Origin of the sequence: Paenibacillus polymyxa (genome assembly GCF_015710975.1) — a bacterium.
Classification (GTDB): Bacteria; Bacillota; Bacilli; order Paenibacillales; family Paenibacillaceae; genus Paenibacillus; species Paenibacillus polymyxa.
Genome location: NZ_CP049783.1, coordinates 4,605,011 through 4,623,277, shown reverse-complemented (window position 1 = coordinate 4,623,277; position 18,267 = coordinate 4,605,011). Strand labels below are relative to the sequence as shown.

19 protein-coding genes are annotated in these 18,267 nt (G+C 42.7%); 2 read left to right on the top strand and 17 right to left on the bottom strand.

Going from position 1 to position 18,267, the window contains the following annotated elements; translation table 11 throughout:
* Positions 1–177 precede the first annotated feature (177 nt).
* Both G7035_RS21255 and G7035_RS21250 read left to right on the top strand, forming a co-directional pair.
* Positions 178–783, top strand: a complete 606-nt coding sequence (locus G7035_RS21255) for a CPBP family intramembrane glutamic endopeptidase (RefSeq protein ID WP_019687479.1) — start codon at positions 178–180, stop codon at positions 781–783.
* A 79-nt stretch (positions 784–862) separates the two neighbouring features.
* Positions 863–1,252, top strand: coding sequence for a hypothetical protein (locus G7035_RS21250; protein ID WP_019687480.1), 390 nt, complete (start codon positions 863–865; stop codon positions 1,250–1,252).
* Positions 1,253–1,332: 80 nt separating this feature from the next.
* Here the strand turns inward: G7035_RS21250 and G7035_RS21245 are convergent, their stop codons facing one another.
* The 17 genes from G7035_RS21245 to G7035_RS21165 all read right to left on the bottom strand — a co-directional run bounded on the left by G7035_RS21245 (position 1,333) and on the right by G7035_RS21165 (position 18,266).
* Positions 1,333–1,932, bottom strand: coding sequence for a hypothetical protein (locus G7035_RS21245; protein ID WP_019687481.1), 600 nt, complete (start codon positions 1,930–1,932; stop codon positions 1,333–1,335).
* A gap of 64 nt (positions 1,933–1,996) precedes the next feature.
* Positions 1,997–4,135, bottom strand: a complete 2,139-nt coding sequence (locus G7035_RS21240) for a phage tail protein (protein ID WP_019687482.1) — start codon at positions 4,133–4,135, stop codon at positions 1,997–1,999.
* 12 nt (positions 4,136–4,147) lie between these two features.
* Positions 4,148–4,786, bottom strand: coding sequence for a phage distal tail protein (locus G7035_RS21235; protein WP_019687483.1), 639 nt, complete (start codon positions 4,784–4,786; stop codon positions 4,148–4,150).
* A 15-nt stretch (positions 4,787–4,801) separates the two neighbouring features.
* Positions 4,802–6,169, bottom strand: a complete 1,368-nt coding sequence (locus tag G7035_RS21230; RefSeq protein WP_019687484.1) for a right-handed parallel beta-helix repeat-containing protein — start codon at positions 6,167–6,169, stop codon at positions 4,802–4,804.
* A gap of 9 nt (positions 6,170–6,178) precedes the next feature.
* Complete coding sequence (locus tag G7035_RS21225; RefSeq protein ID WP_019687485.1) at positions 6,179–6,589, bottom strand: phage tail fiber protein; 411 nt, start codon at positions 6,587–6,589, stop codon at positions 6,179–6,181.
* Between the two features lie 12 nt (positions 6,590–6,601).
* The gene (locus G7035_RS21220) at positions 6,602–7,156 is read right to left on the bottom strand and encodes a phage tail domain-containing protein (protein ID WP_019687486.1); all 555 of its coding nucleotides are present in this window, start codon (positions 7,154–7,156) and stop codon (positions 6,602–6,604) included.
* Positions 7,156–12,633, bottom strand: coding sequence for a phage tail tape measure protein (locus tag G7035_RS21215; RefSeq protein ID WP_019687487.1), 5,478 nt, complete (start codon positions 12,631–12,633; stop codon positions 7,156–7,158). The genes G7035_RS21220 and G7035_RS21215 overlap by 1 nt, the downstream gene beginning before the upstream one ends.
* Positions 12,634–12,660: 27 nt before the next feature.
* Positions 12,661–12,804, bottom strand: a complete 144-nt coding sequence (locus G7035_RS21210; protein WP_016822032.1) for a hypothetical protein — start codon at positions 12,802–12,804, stop codon at positions 12,661–12,663.
* 142 nt (positions 12,805–12,946) lie between these two features.
* Positions 12,947–13,288 (bottom strand): hypothetical protein, encoded by a 342-nt coding sequence (locus tag G7035_RS21205; protein WP_014599920.1) that lies wholly within the window; start codon positions 13,286–13,288, stop codon positions 12,947–12,949.
* Between the two features lie 63 nt (positions 13,289–13,351).
* On the bottom strand, positions 13,352–14,140 hold the full coding sequence (locus tag G7035_RS21200) for a hypothetical protein (RefSeq protein ID WP_019687488.1): 789 nt from the start codon (positions 14,138–14,140) through the stop codon (positions 13,352–13,354).
* 46 nt (positions 14,141–14,186) lie between these two features.
* Positions 14,187–14,633: a hypothetical protein gene (locus G7035_RS21195; RefSeq protein ID WP_019687489.1), complete on the bottom strand. Its 447-nt coding sequence runs from the start codon at positions 14,631–14,633 to the stop codon at positions 14,187–14,189.
* A gap of 10 nt (positions 14,634–14,643) precedes the next feature.
* Complete coding sequence (locus G7035_RS21190) at positions 14,644–15,078, bottom strand: hypothetical protein (protein ID WP_019687490.1); 435 nt, start codon at positions 15,076–15,078, stop codon at positions 14,644–14,646.
* Positions 15,075–15,653, bottom strand: a complete 579-nt coding sequence (locus G7035_RS21185) for a hypothetical protein (RefSeq protein ID WP_019687491.1) — start codon at positions 15,651–15,653, stop codon at positions 15,075–15,077. Before G7035_RS21185 ends, G7035_RS21190 begins: the two co-directional genes overlap by 4 nt.
* Positions 15,650–16,225, bottom strand: coding sequence for a hypothetical protein (locus G7035_RS21180; RefSeq protein ID WP_019687492.1), 576 nt, complete (start codon positions 16,223–16,225; stop codon positions 15,650–15,652). Before G7035_RS21180 ends, G7035_RS21185 begins: the two co-directional genes overlap by 4 nt.
* 10 nt (positions 16,226–16,235) lie before the next feature.
* Positions 16,236–16,802, bottom strand: a complete 567-nt coding sequence (locus G7035_RS21175) for a hypothetical protein (RefSeq protein WP_019687493.1) — start codon at positions 16,800–16,802, stop codon at positions 16,236–16,238.
* Positions 16,799–17,206, bottom strand: a complete 408-nt coding sequence (locus G7035_RS21170; protein WP_230877326.1) for a hypothetical protein — start codon at positions 17,204–17,206, stop codon at positions 16,799–16,801. The genes G7035_RS21175 and G7035_RS21170 overlap by 4 nt, the downstream gene beginning before the upstream one ends.
* Positions 17,207–17,264: 58 nt before the next feature.
* Positions 17,265–18,266, bottom strand: coding sequence for a hypothetical protein (locus G7035_RS21165; RefSeq protein ID WP_019687494.1), 1,002 nt, complete (start codon positions 18,264–18,266; stop codon positions 17,265–17,267).
* Position 18,267 lies beyond the last annotated feature (1 nt).

Sequence of the window (18,267 nt, the reverse complement as noted above, 5' to 3'; positions counted from 1 at the left end):
TTCATACTTATATCTTAAATTGGTTTTGTTACTATAACGCTGCGGATTTTAAAGAGAAGTATTGTTTTATTTATCCCCAATAAACGTCAATCAAAAATCACTACAGATATTAGAGTTACAGAACAATTTATGGTAATATTAAACTATCAGCTGAAATTTATTAAAGGAAACAAAAAAATGACTAAAAGTAAACTTATTCTCTTTATATTGTTTTTTTACATAGGCTGGACAATTAAGGAGCTAACATTCCATCCAAGAATAACTGATTTGGGATTTTATTTGATATCCTTCTTGATAAAACTGATTTTTTGGATTGGGCTCGTGGTCATTTATTTCGTATATATCGATCGAGTAAGGTTGCAACAAATCATTGACTACATAAAATTAAAACAAAATATTATCAAGGGAGTATTTACTGGCGGAATTATTGGATTATTATTGGTAGTAATCGAGGTTACTATCTTTAATGGTTTTAGATTTGACATAGGAATCAGATGGATCATTACACCGTTAACGGCATTTTCTGAAGAAGTGGTGTTCCGAGGATTCGTTATGAATAAACTAAGAGACCATCGGGTAAAAGGATATAACTTTATACAAGCCATACTTTTTATGGGGATACACTTTCCAATAGGTATTATTTCAGGATATTCACTTCTTAACTATATAACCATATTTCTCGTAGGATACATTCTTGGATTTATATATAAAAAGACTTCTTCGATATGGGCTCCAACGATTGCACATAGTGTCTACAATATTCTTATTTATTTAAGGCAGTGAATTTACCTATTCCTTTTAAGGTGGCAATCATTATTGCACTATCGGAGAATGAGAACTCAATTGAAAAGGGTGGATAAGAATGTGGAGAGATGCTCAACATGCTTGGAACCCAAACCAAAAGGAAATTAGAATATGGGCATACAGCGATATGAAAATACCGGATCAAGATTGGGAATTAGCTGTGAATAGCTTTGAAAACATACCCATGATATGCAGCTTTGTCGATGACGAAAAATGCAAACACATTCCTTTTTTTCTAAGTAGTCTTTACGTTTTCACTGGTGATGTTGTTGAATCTGGAGAAGAGGAAGGTATAAAAGAATTAGCCGTACTATTAGAAAAGGTGAGCACCTTCGCTAAAACTGAGGAGCTTAATGTCTGGATTGAACGCTCAAAACACCTTATACAACATCCAGAGGATTATAATTATGATTATTGGGGCTTGGGATCTAAGTATGTGTATAAATAAGAGTAAAGACCTCTCCAGTACGGAGAGGTCTTTCTATATATCTCTGTTGTATTTTATTTAATACCTTGGTAATACTGATTTTATTTCAATGCCGCTATAGCTTTATTTATTTCTTCTAGTTCAGTCTTATATTTAGCTATATTAGTTTCAGCTTCTTGTAATACTTCTTCCGTGCCTTTTGTCTTGGAGTCCAGAGTGTCCATCGCCTTTTTATTTCCTGCGTATTCTTCTCTAAATTTGCTGTATTTTTCAAGAGACTGTTGTAGGTTTTTTTTATCTTTTTCAGTATCATTTATAAATTTTTCTAGTTCGACTTTTCTATCTTCCAGTTTGGAAGCAGGCCATCCTTGGTATTTACCTGAAGAAGCTTTAACTTCAGTATTTTCCACTTCAACATTTGTTTGTTTTGAAGAAGTATTCGACGATTCAATTTGAATTGTTTTCCCGTCCACTTTTAAATTCACTCCTAAAGAGTCGGTAACAGCTCTCAAAGGTACATGTGCCTTTCCGTCAACCACGATGGCATTTTCGACAAGCGAATTACCATTGACCTTGACCGCATATTCCCCTGCCACTTTTTCTCCCACTAAAGATTTAACTTGATCTGCAAATGAGCTACCAGCCGTAGCAACAACCGCACCGATCAATACACCACTAAGTAAATAAGACCATTTTTTCATGAACCGTACCCCCTACATAGTATATATGTCCTAATATTACCATCGGTAGGAGGTGCAGTAAACATTATGTTGTCGAGCTGCTAGAGCTTCCACCAGCAGGAATATTAACTGTAGCCACGGTTTTGCCTTGGCTGAACAATTTTAGATTCCTGGAACCAGGGTCGAATGTTGCATTAACGATCAAACCATTAAACAAATCTCCATGTATTTTGTCAATATCGTTACGTAAATCTCTAAGTTTATTTTCGAGACCATTAATGCTCCCTACCTCTAAAGCAAGTCCGCTCACAAACGCTTCGGAAAAATCCACAGGACCTTTTAAATAAGTAGCATCATCAACTGATCTAATAATAATAGGTCCCATGTTTCCCAAATGAAATCCTTCTCTATCTCCGTAGACACTTCCCCTTGGCGAGCCATTATCCATAAACAATAAGCCTCCACCATCATTATACTGACCTAAAGAAATAGACTCTCCACCTCTTGAGTTATAGGCAGTCAAGCCATTGGAGTTTATCTCAATGCGCCTACCCTCTTTGGCTGTACGGAATAAGGCCCCTGTAATAATACCTCCTTCTATTTCATTCCCGTAAAGTTTACTGGTTCTTATTGTGCTGGCCTTGATCTCGCTCGATTTCATTTCTGAGTTGTCGATCTGGCCAGTAAGCTTGATTGATCTTGCTACTACATTGCCCTGCATGTCTACCTTGAACGGTGCAATAGTATAGTCATCGTTTCCGGCACTAATTCCGTCGGTATTGATTTTAGTTACGTTATTACCACTACCAATAACTAAAGAAACAAAGCTACCAAGTTGCCCAATAATCTGTTCTGCCAATACTCCACGAGCAGTTATAGCAGCACGGATCGTTTTCCAACCATCTGTTGATATGCCTATCCCCTTTGAAGTCAGACGCACTTGTTCCAATGGATTTGTCTTTTCTTGAGCCAATATTCCGCCTTCTGGTGGGTAAATCAATTCCGTTTTACTGTTATTAATATCAATGACAGCTTGTTTGGCATAGGCTTCAAAAACTTCTGTTCGGATCTTTCCGTTACTAAACGAGTTGTTAACAATGTTCTTACTTCTCTCCAAGTCACTGATAATGTCCGCATAGTCTCGTAAATTGACATTGGATATCGTAGGTTCACTATGTTTGTCTCGGCTATACGGATACTCTGTAAGTTCTGTGATTCGGGCTTTGAGTTTGTTCATATCCATAGCCGGATCAATACACATTACCGTGTCACCTAAATGCGGTTCTGGCTCTGTATTGTCAATTTTAAATAGGTCAGCCGTCGATACGGTAACTTCTAGTGTTACGTTCTCTTGCTCCCTGAGAGCCTTTCGAGTAGCCTTAAGCAACTCTTCAGGTTCTTCAATATCCTGCTCTATGATTTCCCCATCATAAAAAGGAACTGACTCACTGGCCCAATACTGAGCATAAGGAGATATCAAATAGTTCACCGTCAGCTTTCCGTTTACAATCGTTCCCGGTACACCGGAAAGCAAACTCCGCTCCTCGTCCGTCAGCTTAGATGCATCCATTCCAATAAAAGTTCGTCCATCCTTCATTTGTGAAAACATGCGGGTTACAAGAGATTCACCTTTATCTTTGAAGGAGCTAGAAACGATATTCTTTTTGAGCCTGTATTGTAGCCCATTATCAGCCCCAATCTTTTTTCTCAGATTGATCACAAAATTATTTGGCTCGACTTCACATTCATACATCTGAACGATCTTGTTGAGAGCTTCCAAGCACGTCCCACGCCCGAAGTCTTTGACATCATGCAAATCGAATGTGTCGTGGATAACGAATTTGAATCTCCCGCCTGTAGCCGCTGCAATCAGATCCGTGAGTTGATTGATATGAATACCGTAGGCTTCAGCAATGTATGAAGCATATGGAAACTTGTAATCATTAAGTTTGAACATGATGTGATTACAGTAGATATTTGCAGTCAGCTTTTTTCCCTCTCGTGATCGGCTACGAGACTGAATAACATAAAATTGGCCACGCTCATCCTGAACGTGGCTCTTGATTGCTATCTTTTCCCTATAGTCTTCGCTGGTCATCGGGACCATGAAGGTTAATTCATAGTCACTGTTAATCCTGCGCCGCCGCTGAATGTCATAAGAGTCCACTAGCGTTCCAACACGCCGCATATTTTTATCAAACACTTGCATTGTTGGAGTAGGCATAGTCCACCTCTCTTAATATAAAAATTTATCTCGGTGTGTAATACGGAATAAAACTGTCCGGCCTGTCTCTGGATCTGTCCAGGTAAGATTGTTATTGCCGAGATTTAAGTCAAAGAAATCACCATTATACAAGTGAGAAACGTTCTGCCCATTGCGAGTAATCTTGAACTTACCTGAGTCAATCACAATAACTTCTCCCGGGCGGAACACATCTGTAAACTCAATGTAGTCGGTATGGAATCGACTGGCCTCAGCTGGCTGCAATCGCCCCTCTCCAGACATAGGTGCAGCCCCCATTAATATTTCTCGGATGTAATCAGCGTTCGACATTCGCCCATCACCGGACATAGGCACTGCTTCTAAATCATAAGACCGGACAAAATCAGATTGCGCCCGGCCTTCTCCTGACAATTCCACGCCTGCGGTCATATCCAAGTTAAAATCTAAAATGTATTCGATTGATACGCTGGAGTCTGGAGTATTAAAAGCCATAAGATTGAATGCATTACCAGCATCGGCCCCAATCACCTCTTTACGCCGGGAATACATTTGTCCCTGACCGGATAGATGCGCAGACAAATCAATAACATTTCCATCCGCTGAGCTGCCCGAATTAAGAGCAAGGTTGTTGAATCCTGTTGTGTTAAACATGACCTTCCTCCTAAATTACGTTCTTCTTTGCCCGATGCATGTAAGCCTTATTTGAGTGTTATATACGTTATGGTCTGCCACGTCACTTTGAAAGATTTTAAATGATATTACATCCCCAGCTACTAGATATTGCTGATCATCCATCGTTAAAAATGTGACCAATCCCGTCCCTAGCCCAGCTCCTTGGCGGGTAGTTAGGTTGCTCCCATTTTTGTACACTGTTATATCAGCGATTTTATTATTTGGGAGGCTTTCTATCGTGACCAATGAATTAATGTGGTACCACCCGCTTTTATTGATCACTACCGCGTTTCCATCACGCATAGAATAGCTGTCTTCCATTACGGTAGTGACTGGTACATCAGTAGGAGTGGAATTAGCCGGCAATGTATATCCCCCGCTTCGCAGATACACGAAAGGCGTATTTCCGAATATTTGACCTGATAATGGCGATTTTTCATCCGTTGCACCTTTTGGAACAGTTCCAGCCACGACGATGATAGAACCCAGCTGCGATTGTATACCTGTAACGTTCCCGGCCCCTGTACAATTTTCGATATAGAACCAAGAACGGGCATCAGCAGCTATACCAATATTGCGATTAGAAATTTTGCAGTTTACAATCCGTGCGTTAGCGTCATAACTACTAATACCATGCTGGCTTGTTGAAACCCCTTCAATAACAACGTTCTCAATCAAAGCTCGATTACAATAGACCAGAGATATACCAACCTTTTCAGTCGTTGTGATTGTTAAGTTGTAGATGCCTGCGCGGTTTGTAAAATTGTCCAAAGTAACAGATTTAACCTTGTATAAGCTGGCATCATCTGTTTCTCCCTTTAGTTCCAGCGTCTGAGCACGCAGCTTGTGCTTCATCTCAACATCTTCATCGTACGTTCCTGGTAACAGCACAATAGAGAACCGGGACAGGCTTATGGGCTTCATTATGCTGACCGCTTTGGCGATAGTTTTGAAAGCCTTGTCCTTGGTCAGACCATTATTTGAATCTGATCCGTTAACGGCATCCACATAATACATATAAGCGTCTGTAAGTTCCATACCTCGCAACTTGTCATCAAGAGCTTCAATGTTATGCTGTGCCGCTCGAAGATCGGACGCTGTAAAGTTACGCGCTACCACAGCACCGGATGCCCAAGCTCGCGCTACGCCTTCAAAGCCACGTACGCATCCTTTAAGCGTGTTATCTTCTATGCTTGTATATGTGATTGTTTCCGCTAAATCACCATTACCTATAACTGCTATACCCTCGCCTTGAAGCAATACAGCGGCGTTGGTTACTTTAATTTCGGTCAGGGTGGCGGTAATAAGTTCTGCCAACTCTGTGCGCGGCGAATTCACCACTGGAGCATACATTTTTTCCATCTTTAGAACCTACCCTTCGTCTATGCTTATCTGACCAGCCATAAAACGTAACGTGTCATTTGTTTGTACTGTACGCGGCGTTTTTACAGCCCCGTGATATATCAAGTTACCTCCAGTTGCAGCCGTTCGGATGCCGATATGTGTTACCAATCCCCACTCAGCCGTTGCAATCGGAAAAGTGACATCCCCCACGCTGGAAGTAACAGCTCTACGATCCGCTATAACTGGTTCTGAGAACGCCACAGCACGGCGCGTATATCCTCCACCGCTTACCTCCTGCCCTGTATCCGCATCGGTAGGGCTACTGGTATATAGGGCAATGTATAGCGCTTGAGGAGAAGCAAAGTTAATTCCACGCAAAGCCGCATTAATACAGGCTGTTTTCCACCAGTTCGACTTACTTAGTAATATGTCTGCCAATATAAAGACCCCCTACTCAATTTGATATTCATTTGCAATTCGAAAATTTCGTATGTCGCTTTCACCAATGTTGGTCAGAACGATAACAGGACTTGCCCGTTCGTCTCCAACTGACGCAACAGAAACTGTTTGCGGTGACTGTGTGATGGTCACCTCTTTAATGTTCTCCTCACTCTCGGGAAACGGATGCTCGCCCATTTTGATTGTTATGGTTAACTCACCATCCCAAAGTATCTTTTCGATATCTAAGGTCCCGGCATAGCGTCCGATATATCGCCTTCCTGGTAAGTCCGAAAACGTGAATACAATATCCCCTTTTTTGGCATTAAAAAGAGCCGCCACTTGGGCGACTCTCCTATGGTAATCAAGGGTAGTATCATCAGCCATTAGGATGCATTCGAGATTGATTAACCGCGCTCCATACGTGCTGCCAAAATCCAACTCTCCATCCCTCTCAGCTATCTCAAGGCTATGGTCTTTTGTTGGTGGTAACACAGGTATATTGTGAGTTTTAAGCCCTAATCCAATGGATTTAAAGGATTTCCCATCCACCGTAGCGTCTATCATTAAGACTTGCCTCCCCTCGTTTGCAACCTCCGTACAAAGTTGTCCCTTTCGCTCCAAAACACCTTTGCTGCGGATTCGTCTTCAATATAAGTATCACCTGATTTTATTACGAACTGGTTGCTGATTTGCTGCGGATTTGAACCGCCCGAAGCCATTGGCATAGAGAAGTCTGGCATGGAGAAATTAAGTTTCGGCATCTTAAAATTGATAATCTTCCACAAGTTGCTCTGTTGTTGACCATTCAAATACATTTCCCCTTCTCGGGCAATGACGGGTACCTCTGCTCCCTTCTGGCCTTGAACGATCCCACCAGAATGGAATTTTTGAAGTTTCCCTGTATCCTTCTTAATGCCATACTTATTCCGCAGAGCAGCATTTTCCTCGTGCAGTTTAGCCTTCTCGGCAGCGCCTGCTGAATACCATTTGTCAATATTAGAATTGTATCTCGCCAAATCGCTGTCCTTTTCTGATATTGAGGAACCTGTATCAAAGGATGCAGACAATGAGGTAGCATTGATTTCAGCCATTTTCATTTGATAGTCTAAGATGAATTGATCCAACTGACGCAAGATTTCTGCGTTTTTCTCAGATTCCTTTGAAATCTGAGTATTTTTCAAATCTTCAGCTTTAGATTCAACTCCGTCTGAATACTCATCGTATTTCTCAGCAAGCTGATCATAATGCTGTTTGGCAGCTTCAATCTGGTCATTGTAATCCTTTTCCCGCTCAGTCTTCTCGTCTTGGAGCTTCTTCTTCTGATCCTCCAATCCACGCTTAGCCAGCGTTCGGTTATGTTCCCGCTGCATATCTTCAATATCTTTTTCAGTCTGTTTTCGTTCAGCAATACCTTCCGGACCGACAGCAGACTGTAGCAGGGCAAGGCGCGCTTGTTTCTCCGCCATTGCACGTTCATAATCCTCGTCTTCATTAGCTGTCTGCATTTTGGCAAGCAAGTCGTCTATGGCCTTAATTTTAGCGTCCTGAGCCTCGATAAAAGCATCCCGTTCCGCCTCAATCCGCTTTACTTCCTCATCCCGAGTCTTTTCAAGTGCTTCCTTTTCCTTCTTGGCAGCTTCGGTAGCAGCCTTCTTCTGATCCTCCAAAAGTTGCTTCTTCAAATCATGGACCTGTACATCAATTTCCATCCGTTGTTCTGATCCTTCTTTGTAAAGAGCCTGCATTTTCGTCCATGCATTAAGCTGATCAGAAACGGATATGGCTTCCATACTCTTCTGGTAATTGATTCTCTTTTGGAAGTCGGACAGGAACTCATCTTCCAGAGCTTTACGTTTCTCATAAATCTTCTGTTGCAACTCAAAACTTTGTTCGGCGGTACGATCCTTTGCCTTACTCATACGCATATAAGCGTCATATTCCATTTTGAGGATAGCAATTTGGGTTTGCCCCGCCATTTCCATTTTGGAAGTTTCTTTATCAATCCATTTTTCCGAGTTTTGGTATCGAAGCTCGTTATACTTCACGGACAGATCATAAATTTGCTTTTGGATTTCACGCCTATTTGCTGGTAGCAAGTAAGATTTAGATTGTTCCTTCTTGTAAAAATCCAGGCTGGTTTTTACCATCTCAATTTCTTGTTTATTGGCCTGCCGCATACGCTCAGTTCTTCGCTCAAGATTCTCCACGTCTTCCTGAAATCTTGAATCATTCAGTTTCTGAACATCGCGGCTCCATTGTTTCATTGCATCCTTATCTTCCGATAGGTACTGCTTATGTCGTTGAGCCAGTCGTTTGTATCCAGCAATCTGCTGGTTTATAGACCATTCATTTCGTTCAGCGATGTACTTAAAGTTATCAAGATCGTCATCATAACTATCTTTTCGTGCCGCAGATGCGTCCTTGACTGCTTTTTCAGCTGCACGTTCTGCATCACTCTTGCCTTTTTTGCCCCCGCTCCCCTTCGATTTTTTTGAACCAGAAGAACTCACACCAAATTTAGGATCGTTATATAGCTTGGTTAAAGCATTAATCTGAGAGTCATACTGCTTCATATCTTTCTCGTATCCGCTATATATTTCGCCTATATCTTTTTTGCTTTGCTCCATGTTTTTCTTGTCTTGGTTTAACTGGTTCTGAAAAGGAGCATTTAGGAAAGATTTCACTCCGGTCATGTTGTTTAGTTCTTTTTGTTTATTAAAAACTTCTAATGAACTTTGAGCCATAACTCCATTCAATCTAGCTTTTAACTCAGCAAGACTCTTAATCGCTCCTGCCTCTTTAATGTAGACTGCGATACGATCATCAGACTCAAGTTTTGCACTTAAACTGGAAGCTTTTTCAGACTTTAGATCATCTATAGCCTTTTGAATTTTAGCTTTACGAACAACTTCGAGTGCATTCTTTTCAAAAGCCCATCCCTCAGATGTTTTGTAAATCTCCGAAGCTAATTGAGGGTATTTGAGAATTAGTTCAGCCGCAGCTTCTGCGTTCATGGACTGTTTATTTGCAAGATCATTTAAAACAGTGTTCATCTCAGAAATTGCCTTACCATTACCCTGAATCTGTTCTCTTAAATCGGCAAGAGCTTCCTCCTGTGATTTAACACTTTCGGTTGCTGTTCCAGCTTTCCCAGCAAATTGGTCAGTTTCAATAGCTGCTTGGCCTAAAGCTACTCCTACTTCTGTTACAGATAAAGTGAGCTTGTTATTTTCTTGTTCTAATGTTTTTATTTTTTCTTCTAACTTCGCAGCATCTTCCTTAAATTCTCCTGTCCCTAAAAAATTCCCAATTGGATTAGCAATGATCTTTTTTACTCGTTCCAGTTCTTTTGTAGCTTCTGTGATTTCATTTATTTTTTGTTTTTGTTGTTCGATTAATTGCGCTTGCTGATCTTTCAATACATTTTTCCGGGCTTCATTCTGCTTCTCGATGAGTTTGTTCAAGGCATCAACTTGCACCTGCACAGCTTCATCGGTATAACCAGCAGCTTCAAGCTGTTTGGCTCCTTCTTTTCCAAGAGTGATGACCAGCGCTTTAGAAACCTCTTCGAGTTGTTTTTTTACTTTTGTTTCCTTTTCTACTGAACCACTGCTTTGCTTTAACGACTGTTCAAGAGAACGATGTGCATTAGCCAATTTCGGTAACAATTCTATCTGTCGTTGGTACTGACTAACCATTTGTTGTGATGCTGAGTCTTGATCCTTTAAGTTTTGAATCCGATCTCTCGCAGCTTTTTCTTCCTTACCACTATTCATCGCTACGAGCGCTATTGCGCCAACAAGTAAGCTCAATCCTGCTGTAGCGGCCGCTGTTGTGACGGTTGCCGTTGCTTGAGCGACAGACAATGATTTCGTAGCAACTGTAGCCCCCTCGGTTGCTACGGTTAAAGCTCCTTGTGCTACTGTAGCTCCTTCGGTTGCCGCAACTCTTTGGACCGTTGAAAGAGTGGCTCCTTGTGAGGAAACAATATTAACATTGTTAGCTACCGTATTAGCGCCAATAGCGGCAGTTTCCGCAGCCTTTGCAGTCGTCAATACTTTTACAGCAGCAATTACATTCATGATTGGACCGCTTAGAGCTTTATAGGCAAGAAGTAGCCCGCCGATAGCCGCCGTTCCTTCAAACACACCAGGAGGTACTTTTGTAAGCCCAATTAGCAATTGGTCAATAGCGTCCAGAACATCCTTGATCGTACGCCGCAGTCCATCATCTCCAGCATTATTGAATATTTCCAATAACGAAGCCTTCGTCTGAGCTGCCTTACGCTGAATCGTATCCATCTGGACTTTAAGATACTCCATTGTCGATCCGGTTGAACCGATAGAGGCCGCAGTACCCAACAAAATGTCCCCAGCATTCAGTGAAGCAGCTAATTTTGCGTATTGATATACGCCACGCGATATATCAGCGTAGGATTTCGTAAGGTCATAGTTTTTGTCGATTACTTTGGTCGATAACTCTAACAGGATGTCTTCTGCCTTTTTCCACTGCTCTGTACCATTTACAACCTCTTTTGTTTGAACTCCTAATCTTTCAATCTCTGCAACCGCTTTATCTGTACGGATCGTACCCAAGACTGTTTTCCACATGTTACCCAGGTTTTCCCCACTCAGCGCCGTGTTACGTATACCGGCTGAAATCAAGCCATTCATAAAGTCAAATGAAACACCAGTTTCCGCCGCTATCTTACCTGTCCGTTCAAAGGCAGCTCCCAAGTCTCTAGCCGGGGCCATCGTATCATGGGCAACCTTGGACCAAGAATCCAGAACGCGTCCACCAAGCACCATAGCGTCATTACTGTCCTTGATTTGTACACCGTATTGAGCAAAGGTAGACTCCATAGACTTGGTCGCATCTTCCAAGGATACAAGGTCAACGGTACTGAGCATTGTTGACTTGCGTACCATCTCCTGAACAACGCCTGCATCCTTATACATCCGGCCCCATAAACGTGCTGATTCGGTAACGTCCATGATTTCAGAACCAAGATCATGAGCCGTCCTGATAAATTTGGTTGTCTCGTCGTGCAACCTCTCAGTGTTCATCACCATTTCCTTAGTACCCTCGTTGTACTCAAGGAAATAATGCTCATTCGTCTGGACATAGCCAGCCATATTAGATTCAATGCCGACTATGCCCTCTCTTAAGGCTTCCTGTACCTTGTGCATAGCGGCATATGCCGTGTGGAATACAGCGGCATGGGTAGCCATATCCCCAAGCTTGCCTATCCAACTTGGCGTAATGTTAAAGGTTTGCTTCATCTGCGTTTCGGTTTGACTTAATGAACGCCTGATTTTCTGTTCTTCCTGAAGGACCTTCTCTCGGACTTGTGCCTCCTTCTGCTCCCTGGTCCGTAAAGCATTAATCCAGAACTTCTCATAATCTTGAGCGTTTTTCCTTGCTTGCTGTGCTTCCTTATCAGCCATTTGCTGTAACTTCATACGGATAGCCTGTTCTTGCATGAGGACACGTTCCCGCGTCTTATCATCCGTTCCTGCCCCTGAAATTTTAGCAGCTCTCTGCCCGGTTGATGTCGCCTTATTTTGAAGGGCTTCCATCCGTTTTAGATGCTCTCGTTCCTGCTGCTCAATTGCATCCTCACGCTTTTTAACAATAGCCTGCTGCGCTCTTAGCTTTTCGTCAGTTATCTTATTGGCCTGATCTAACTGATTCTTTCGAGCAGTATTCAATTCGGCCTGCGCGGTGCGTTGCTTAACGAGCGCTTCGGATTCAGCAAGGATCTTCTTTCGTCTGTCCTCGGCTGAAAGAGCAAACTTGTCTGCGCTACTGGCGAGAGATTTAAAATTCTTCTCACTTAGTCCGAGTTCTGAATTTAAAACCTTAAAAGATTCAGCATTCGCCCTTGCTCCATTGTCGATCACCTTGAATGCGGGTAGTATCTTGGTTGTATCCAAGCTTATACGCGCACCTACTACATCTTTACTTAAATCCGCCACTTTACTCACCTCTTCATAAGGTTCAGGAAACTTTTCCTGCCCTGAATACAGAAAAAGAGGCATCCTGCATGATTGCGGATGCCTCTTAATTTACTTGGCGAAGAAACCAAGATCAGATAGTGACTTGACCTTCTTCGGTTTTTTATTCTCCACATTGCCACCGTGAAGAATGATTTCAAATTCCCGGTTTCTGTTCTTGGCCTTCATGAGCGCTCTAATTTTTGGAATAGTCATATTAGACCACTCCGAATCAGAAATACCATTGCTCACACATAAAGCCCAAAGTTCTAACCAGTCCGTTTCATGCTCATCCTCGACAGGGTTAGACTCCTCCTGTTCATCTTCCTCATCTGACTCTTCATCTGGAGGAAACGACTCAGAATAGAAATCGGTCTAACAAATCATCCAGTACTGCAATACCGTCCTGGTCAATCAGTTCGTACTCTTTTTCCGTTATTTCCTCAACCAGCACGAGATTAAACACCTTTTTGTACATTTCCTCCACTTTAGGCCAGTCAACTGCTTCCCGGTCTTCGGTAGCCTCCCATTTTTTCCGGCCTATCGAAAAGGAAAACTTGTGTACTACACCATCCATTTCTTCACGAACCTGACGTATCAATGCAATAGTCCCGATCTTCACATGCTTTTTGATGCCCTCTGCCAACCGAATTTCTGAACCTATATTAAGAGTTTTATCCAACTGTTTGTCTGTACTCATTAAATTTCCTCCTCAATGTATGAACCCCCTATCGCTCTGGTAGGGGGTTGGGTTAGTGATTAATTAGATACCGAAAATGATTTCCACTGCATATCCGTTAGGGTTTTCCGGCGTGATATCCGGTTCCATAATCTCCAGTGCCAATGTGTTAGTGGTTGGCTTTTTGCGTTCTTGGGACACGTCCAAAGTTCCGCCCCCGAGAGCCTTCCAAATAGTGAGCTGGCAAGGGACTTCTTTACCGTTCCGATCATCGGTTAAGGAAAAACGGTGTACCAGTTTAAATGGCTTCGGACGGCGTTTACCGCTTAAGCTACTTCTTGTAGCATTCTCTTTTGACCATTTGAACGTAACAGTTATTAACTTCCCTTCGTTTGCAACATCAGATGTAATTTTTCCATCAGCTGTAACTACGTACTGTTCTGCTGTTGGAGTAGACGCAACACGAGTCAGTTCAGTAAGTTCTCCTGTGTCAGCGTCTTTTAAGTAAACACGGTCACTCTTATCTATAAAGGTTCCGTTATACTTCGTTGGAGCCTTTAATTTATAGCCCTCAGTAGCGGTCAAAAATCCTTGCTCTACCTCATCAAATTGAACTGTGCCTTTTTCTGATTCAGCCCCTTGAGACAACTCAGCCAAAATATCAGAGTAACGAGGAACTTCCATAGAGGCCTTATCCCCTAAATCCTTAGCAGTATAGTGGAATGCATATCCACTATCGCCGCCCATTACTTTGTCCCAATCAAACTGCAATTGCAAAGTTACTTTTGTGATTTTATCATCAAGAAACTTGAGCCTTCCGCCTTCTTCATAAACCTGCGCTGACCCCACACCATCAAATACTAAAGGTTGCATATAGTTTCATCCTCCTTATATGTGAACACACAAAAAACTGGTCAGCTTATTTGACCAGTTCCCATAGACGCTTATCAATTTCTGCAATGCGACTGTACTCTTTGGTTAGCTTGTAACCCTGTTTTGGATTCCAGATCCCCATGATACCCAATCCTTTAGCAAGCGCGATTTTTTCAGCAATCAGCGTTTCCCACTCGGTAGGTTCTGGTTTAGGAGGATTAGGTTGAGTCCAATTCAATTCGGCTTCATAAGTTGTACCAGCAAGAGTAACAACATTAAATTTGTACTTCTTGGTTGCATTTGCTTCACTAAACCATAGAGTTTCCTGATCATCCGGTTCAATTTTAACCCCATCTTTTTCAATACTGGATATGTTGGTTTTAGCCAAAGAAACTCGCTTTTGTGTTGAATCCAGCAACTCATATTCAACGTGGTTAATTCCGTTATGATCACCGGATCTCCCGGTTGCTTTCCATACAGCTGCATCTGCCATTCTGCTCACCTCAATTCATTCTCAAGTAATCAACATCGAAAATTGCTTTGTACCCCTTAGCCCCTTGGATACCAGTAGCAAAATCCGAGTCATAGGATAGCACACAAAGATAGGACATAAACCCCTGTGTAAACAACCTTTTTTCGTGCAAGGTTTTGAATGCTCTTTCAAATAGAAGCTTTGCTTCATATGCTGTCTTACCATAAAAGTCGATACAGAACTTACCTTCGAACACCAGTGGATTAGTGGCATATCGTCCCGGCATGACATATTGGCAGATATGTGGAACTGTATCCTTAGAAACCGTTATCTCAGGCTCCATGCCTTTCGTAAATCGCTTTACGACATCAGCAGAGGATGATGAAGGAGTAAGCTTCAGCATGCTCATAAGTTCCGAATCTTCTTTCAAAGCATTCTGAACAGCATCAATAAGTTGTAGGCTCACTCCCGTACCTCCTTGAAGTATCTGTGATACGGAAACTCAGTTATTACACGGCTAATGCCATCCAAAATACGTTTCCGGTTAGACTGAATTGCAATACGCAGGAAGTAGGTTGGTGGTGTGGCCCTAAATGAAGGATCAATATCACCGCGCTCCGCAAGCTCCTCCAAATCTACTCCAGCATATCCCCCACCTGATTCCTTCATGGTACCGTCAATCGCTCTGTACTTTCCACGGGAACGACCTACAATAATACGATCACCTTTGGACCTCAGTCGGTTCCATGCTTCACTATTCATATAGGTTATTAAACCGGGATTTTGGCTGCTGTCTGCCATCTTGGAGCCTTTACCGAATTGTTCAAGCCACGCCTGCCAGTAATCCGCTGTAATGTCGCCTGAAATCATTTGATTAGCAAGCACGAACATGTGCATCTCCAAATGGTCCCGAACTGCTGGATAGTACTGTATGCCGCTTTTGGCTGTCAGCATGACCAGTTTCGTTAGCCCAGTAATTTCAACAGCGAGCTTATTCTCCAGATCCTTCGCCGCTTTCACTGAATCATACCCTGTAATCATCGGCGGTCCTCTGAAAGCTGGACGTGCAGCAGATTAGGATACTTCATCCTATCAACTTCATCTACCTGGTATGTCTTCCCGCCCATAACGATTCGGTCAGGAATAGCAGTAGTTGTCTCCTCTGGCCTCTTTACATCAACAGTTGTTTGCATCTGCAAAACAAATACGGTACTCGATAGTAATCCCGGTTCCTGCTGCCGAAGTTGCGCTGTAACATACTGTGCAAAGCAAACAACATCAGCAGCGACCGATGTAAATTCAGCATCGCCCACCGGATTATCGTTTACGTCATAAGCTTGCTGGTATCTTTGCACCTCTACCACAGCATTTGTTTTAACCAATGAACAGTAGTTGTCCTGATCTACTGTTTTTCTTAAGGTAAGAACCAAGAATGTGTCCTCTGTCTGCACCAAAGAACCACGATTAATGAGTGATTCGGGCGAGAATACACCGTTATAGACGTATTCTTTGCCCAATACAGTCGTCGCTTTGGTTTCCCTTGATAGAATCACTACATCTTCGTTTCCATCCACCACACACGGCGTATGGCGGTGTGAGAACTCATAGAACAAGTTGCATCACCTACCTAAATGACCTATGTTCAAACTCATACAAAAGATCGGCTATCTCTGGAGTAATCATGCTGTTGCCAAAGTATTCAATGCTGTAATCGAAGTCCTTTTTGGATTTCACATTTGAATTTGGATTAGCAGCAAGTTGTCCGATAATTAGTCCACATGCCACCTTTACCTTATCAGGTATCGTCTCCCAACCGCTGGTATACGTCACTTCCAATTCTGCATAAGCTGAACCAAAAGGAGAGAAGCCACACCAGACTGTGCCAATATCCTTGTCGATATCAATGGTGCTGGTGTCAGTGATTGTTTCGAATCCCGGCGGACCAAAGAAATTACCCATCAATCCCTGCTTCGGCCTGCCCTTTACCTCCTTCACCTCTACAACTGGGTAATAAGACAAATGCCCTCTCTGCTGATCGGTAAGCGGTATACGCTCGGTATACGTTGTAACTCCGATCTCACGTTTGCACCGTCCATCAATTACGGCTGATGCTCTGAGAATAAGTGGAGTAGTTAATTTTATCCCTACCGGAACGAAGTCAGAGTCCGTTAACTCAAGATACTGACTCATTCTACATAGCCAGCATCGGCAAGCTCGTCTGCCAGTTCATCCGGTAACTGTGCTTCGCCATCCACGAAGTTAACGACCCCATTTTTTAAATGAATCGTGTGAGGACCCTTGCGCTGGCTTGGTGTACCGCGAAGCGTAACTTTTCGGACTGCTGGAATCCTAGCAGCCAGAAAAGAACTGCGCGCATCATTCAACACCGTTGTTTGAGCATCGAACTGGCTTGGTTCTGCTCCTTCAGCGCCAACCAATGTCTCTGCCGCTGTAACGGCCTCCTTGAATGCATCTGCCGATTGTTGAGGATATTGCCCTCCATTTTCACCAATCTCAGCCTGCGCTAACAATGCTGCGCTTTCAGCAATCGCATCTTTCAGCTTATCCAGATTCGATTTTGCCAACTGAATCATCTCCTCTCAACATTAAGAGAGACGGTCACATTAACCGCCCCCTTAGTCTTAAAATTTATTAACCTACCGCCGTAATCGTTGGACGCTCAATTGTCCCGTAAGCATGAGCGTAACTTGGTCCTTTAGCTACTGGAGCACCGTATTTAATGCCCACATACTGTTCTTGCAGGCTTGATGTTGTACCCAATTGGAACAAGTAGATCCCCTTTTCTCCAACGTAGTGATATTCAATCATCGGTTCGGTTACAATCGCAATACCATAGTCAGTATTCGATGCTGTCGTCGCATTTACAGACGATGTAATAAACGGTTCTGGAATAATCGGCAAGAGTCCAGCAGCAGTCATAATAGCCAGTACTTCCAAACCTGCGACAGTTGTCTTCTTGATGTTGCTGACTTGCGTTTGATTGTTGGCTGCGGTTCTCTCTTCTTCTTCTAAGTAGTGATGAGCAATAGGATGAATATAGATAGCGGTTGGCATAAGCTCGTACAACTCACTTGCTACCATTGCAGCAACTTTCGCCCGAATACCCGATACAATAGATGCAGTTGGTCCAACAGTGAAAGTGTTTGTAATTTGATTGGCAAGGCCCACATATTGAAGAGTTGTAGGGACTGTCAATCCTGTATCTGTCCCTCTCCAAAGAGCTTTACCGTGGGCAAGACCAATGCCATTAATCATATCATTCAAATCCTTCGCCTTAAGCTCAGGGAAGTTGTTTTGTTGTTGTCCTAAAGTGATATCGTAATGTCCAAAATTAACTTGGTTGGTCAAGGCCTTAATCTTCACCCCATGAGGTGTGCGCTCATTGCTAGTGGAAGCAGCCGATGGATTACGTGGATCGACGAATTCGCCGCCTTTAACAGTGTTTTGTTCATAGTAAGTTGAAATATCTCCTGTAGCAGGTACGTAATTTAGTCGTCCATCCAATATAGATGTTCGGCGCAATACATCTGTAATTTCTTTTTGGAAATCGTCTGTAATGATTGCCCCTGGTCCTTGAAATTGCGTTGCTGCTGCCATTGTGACGAATTCAGCTGTTCCTACGCGGTTATTCATA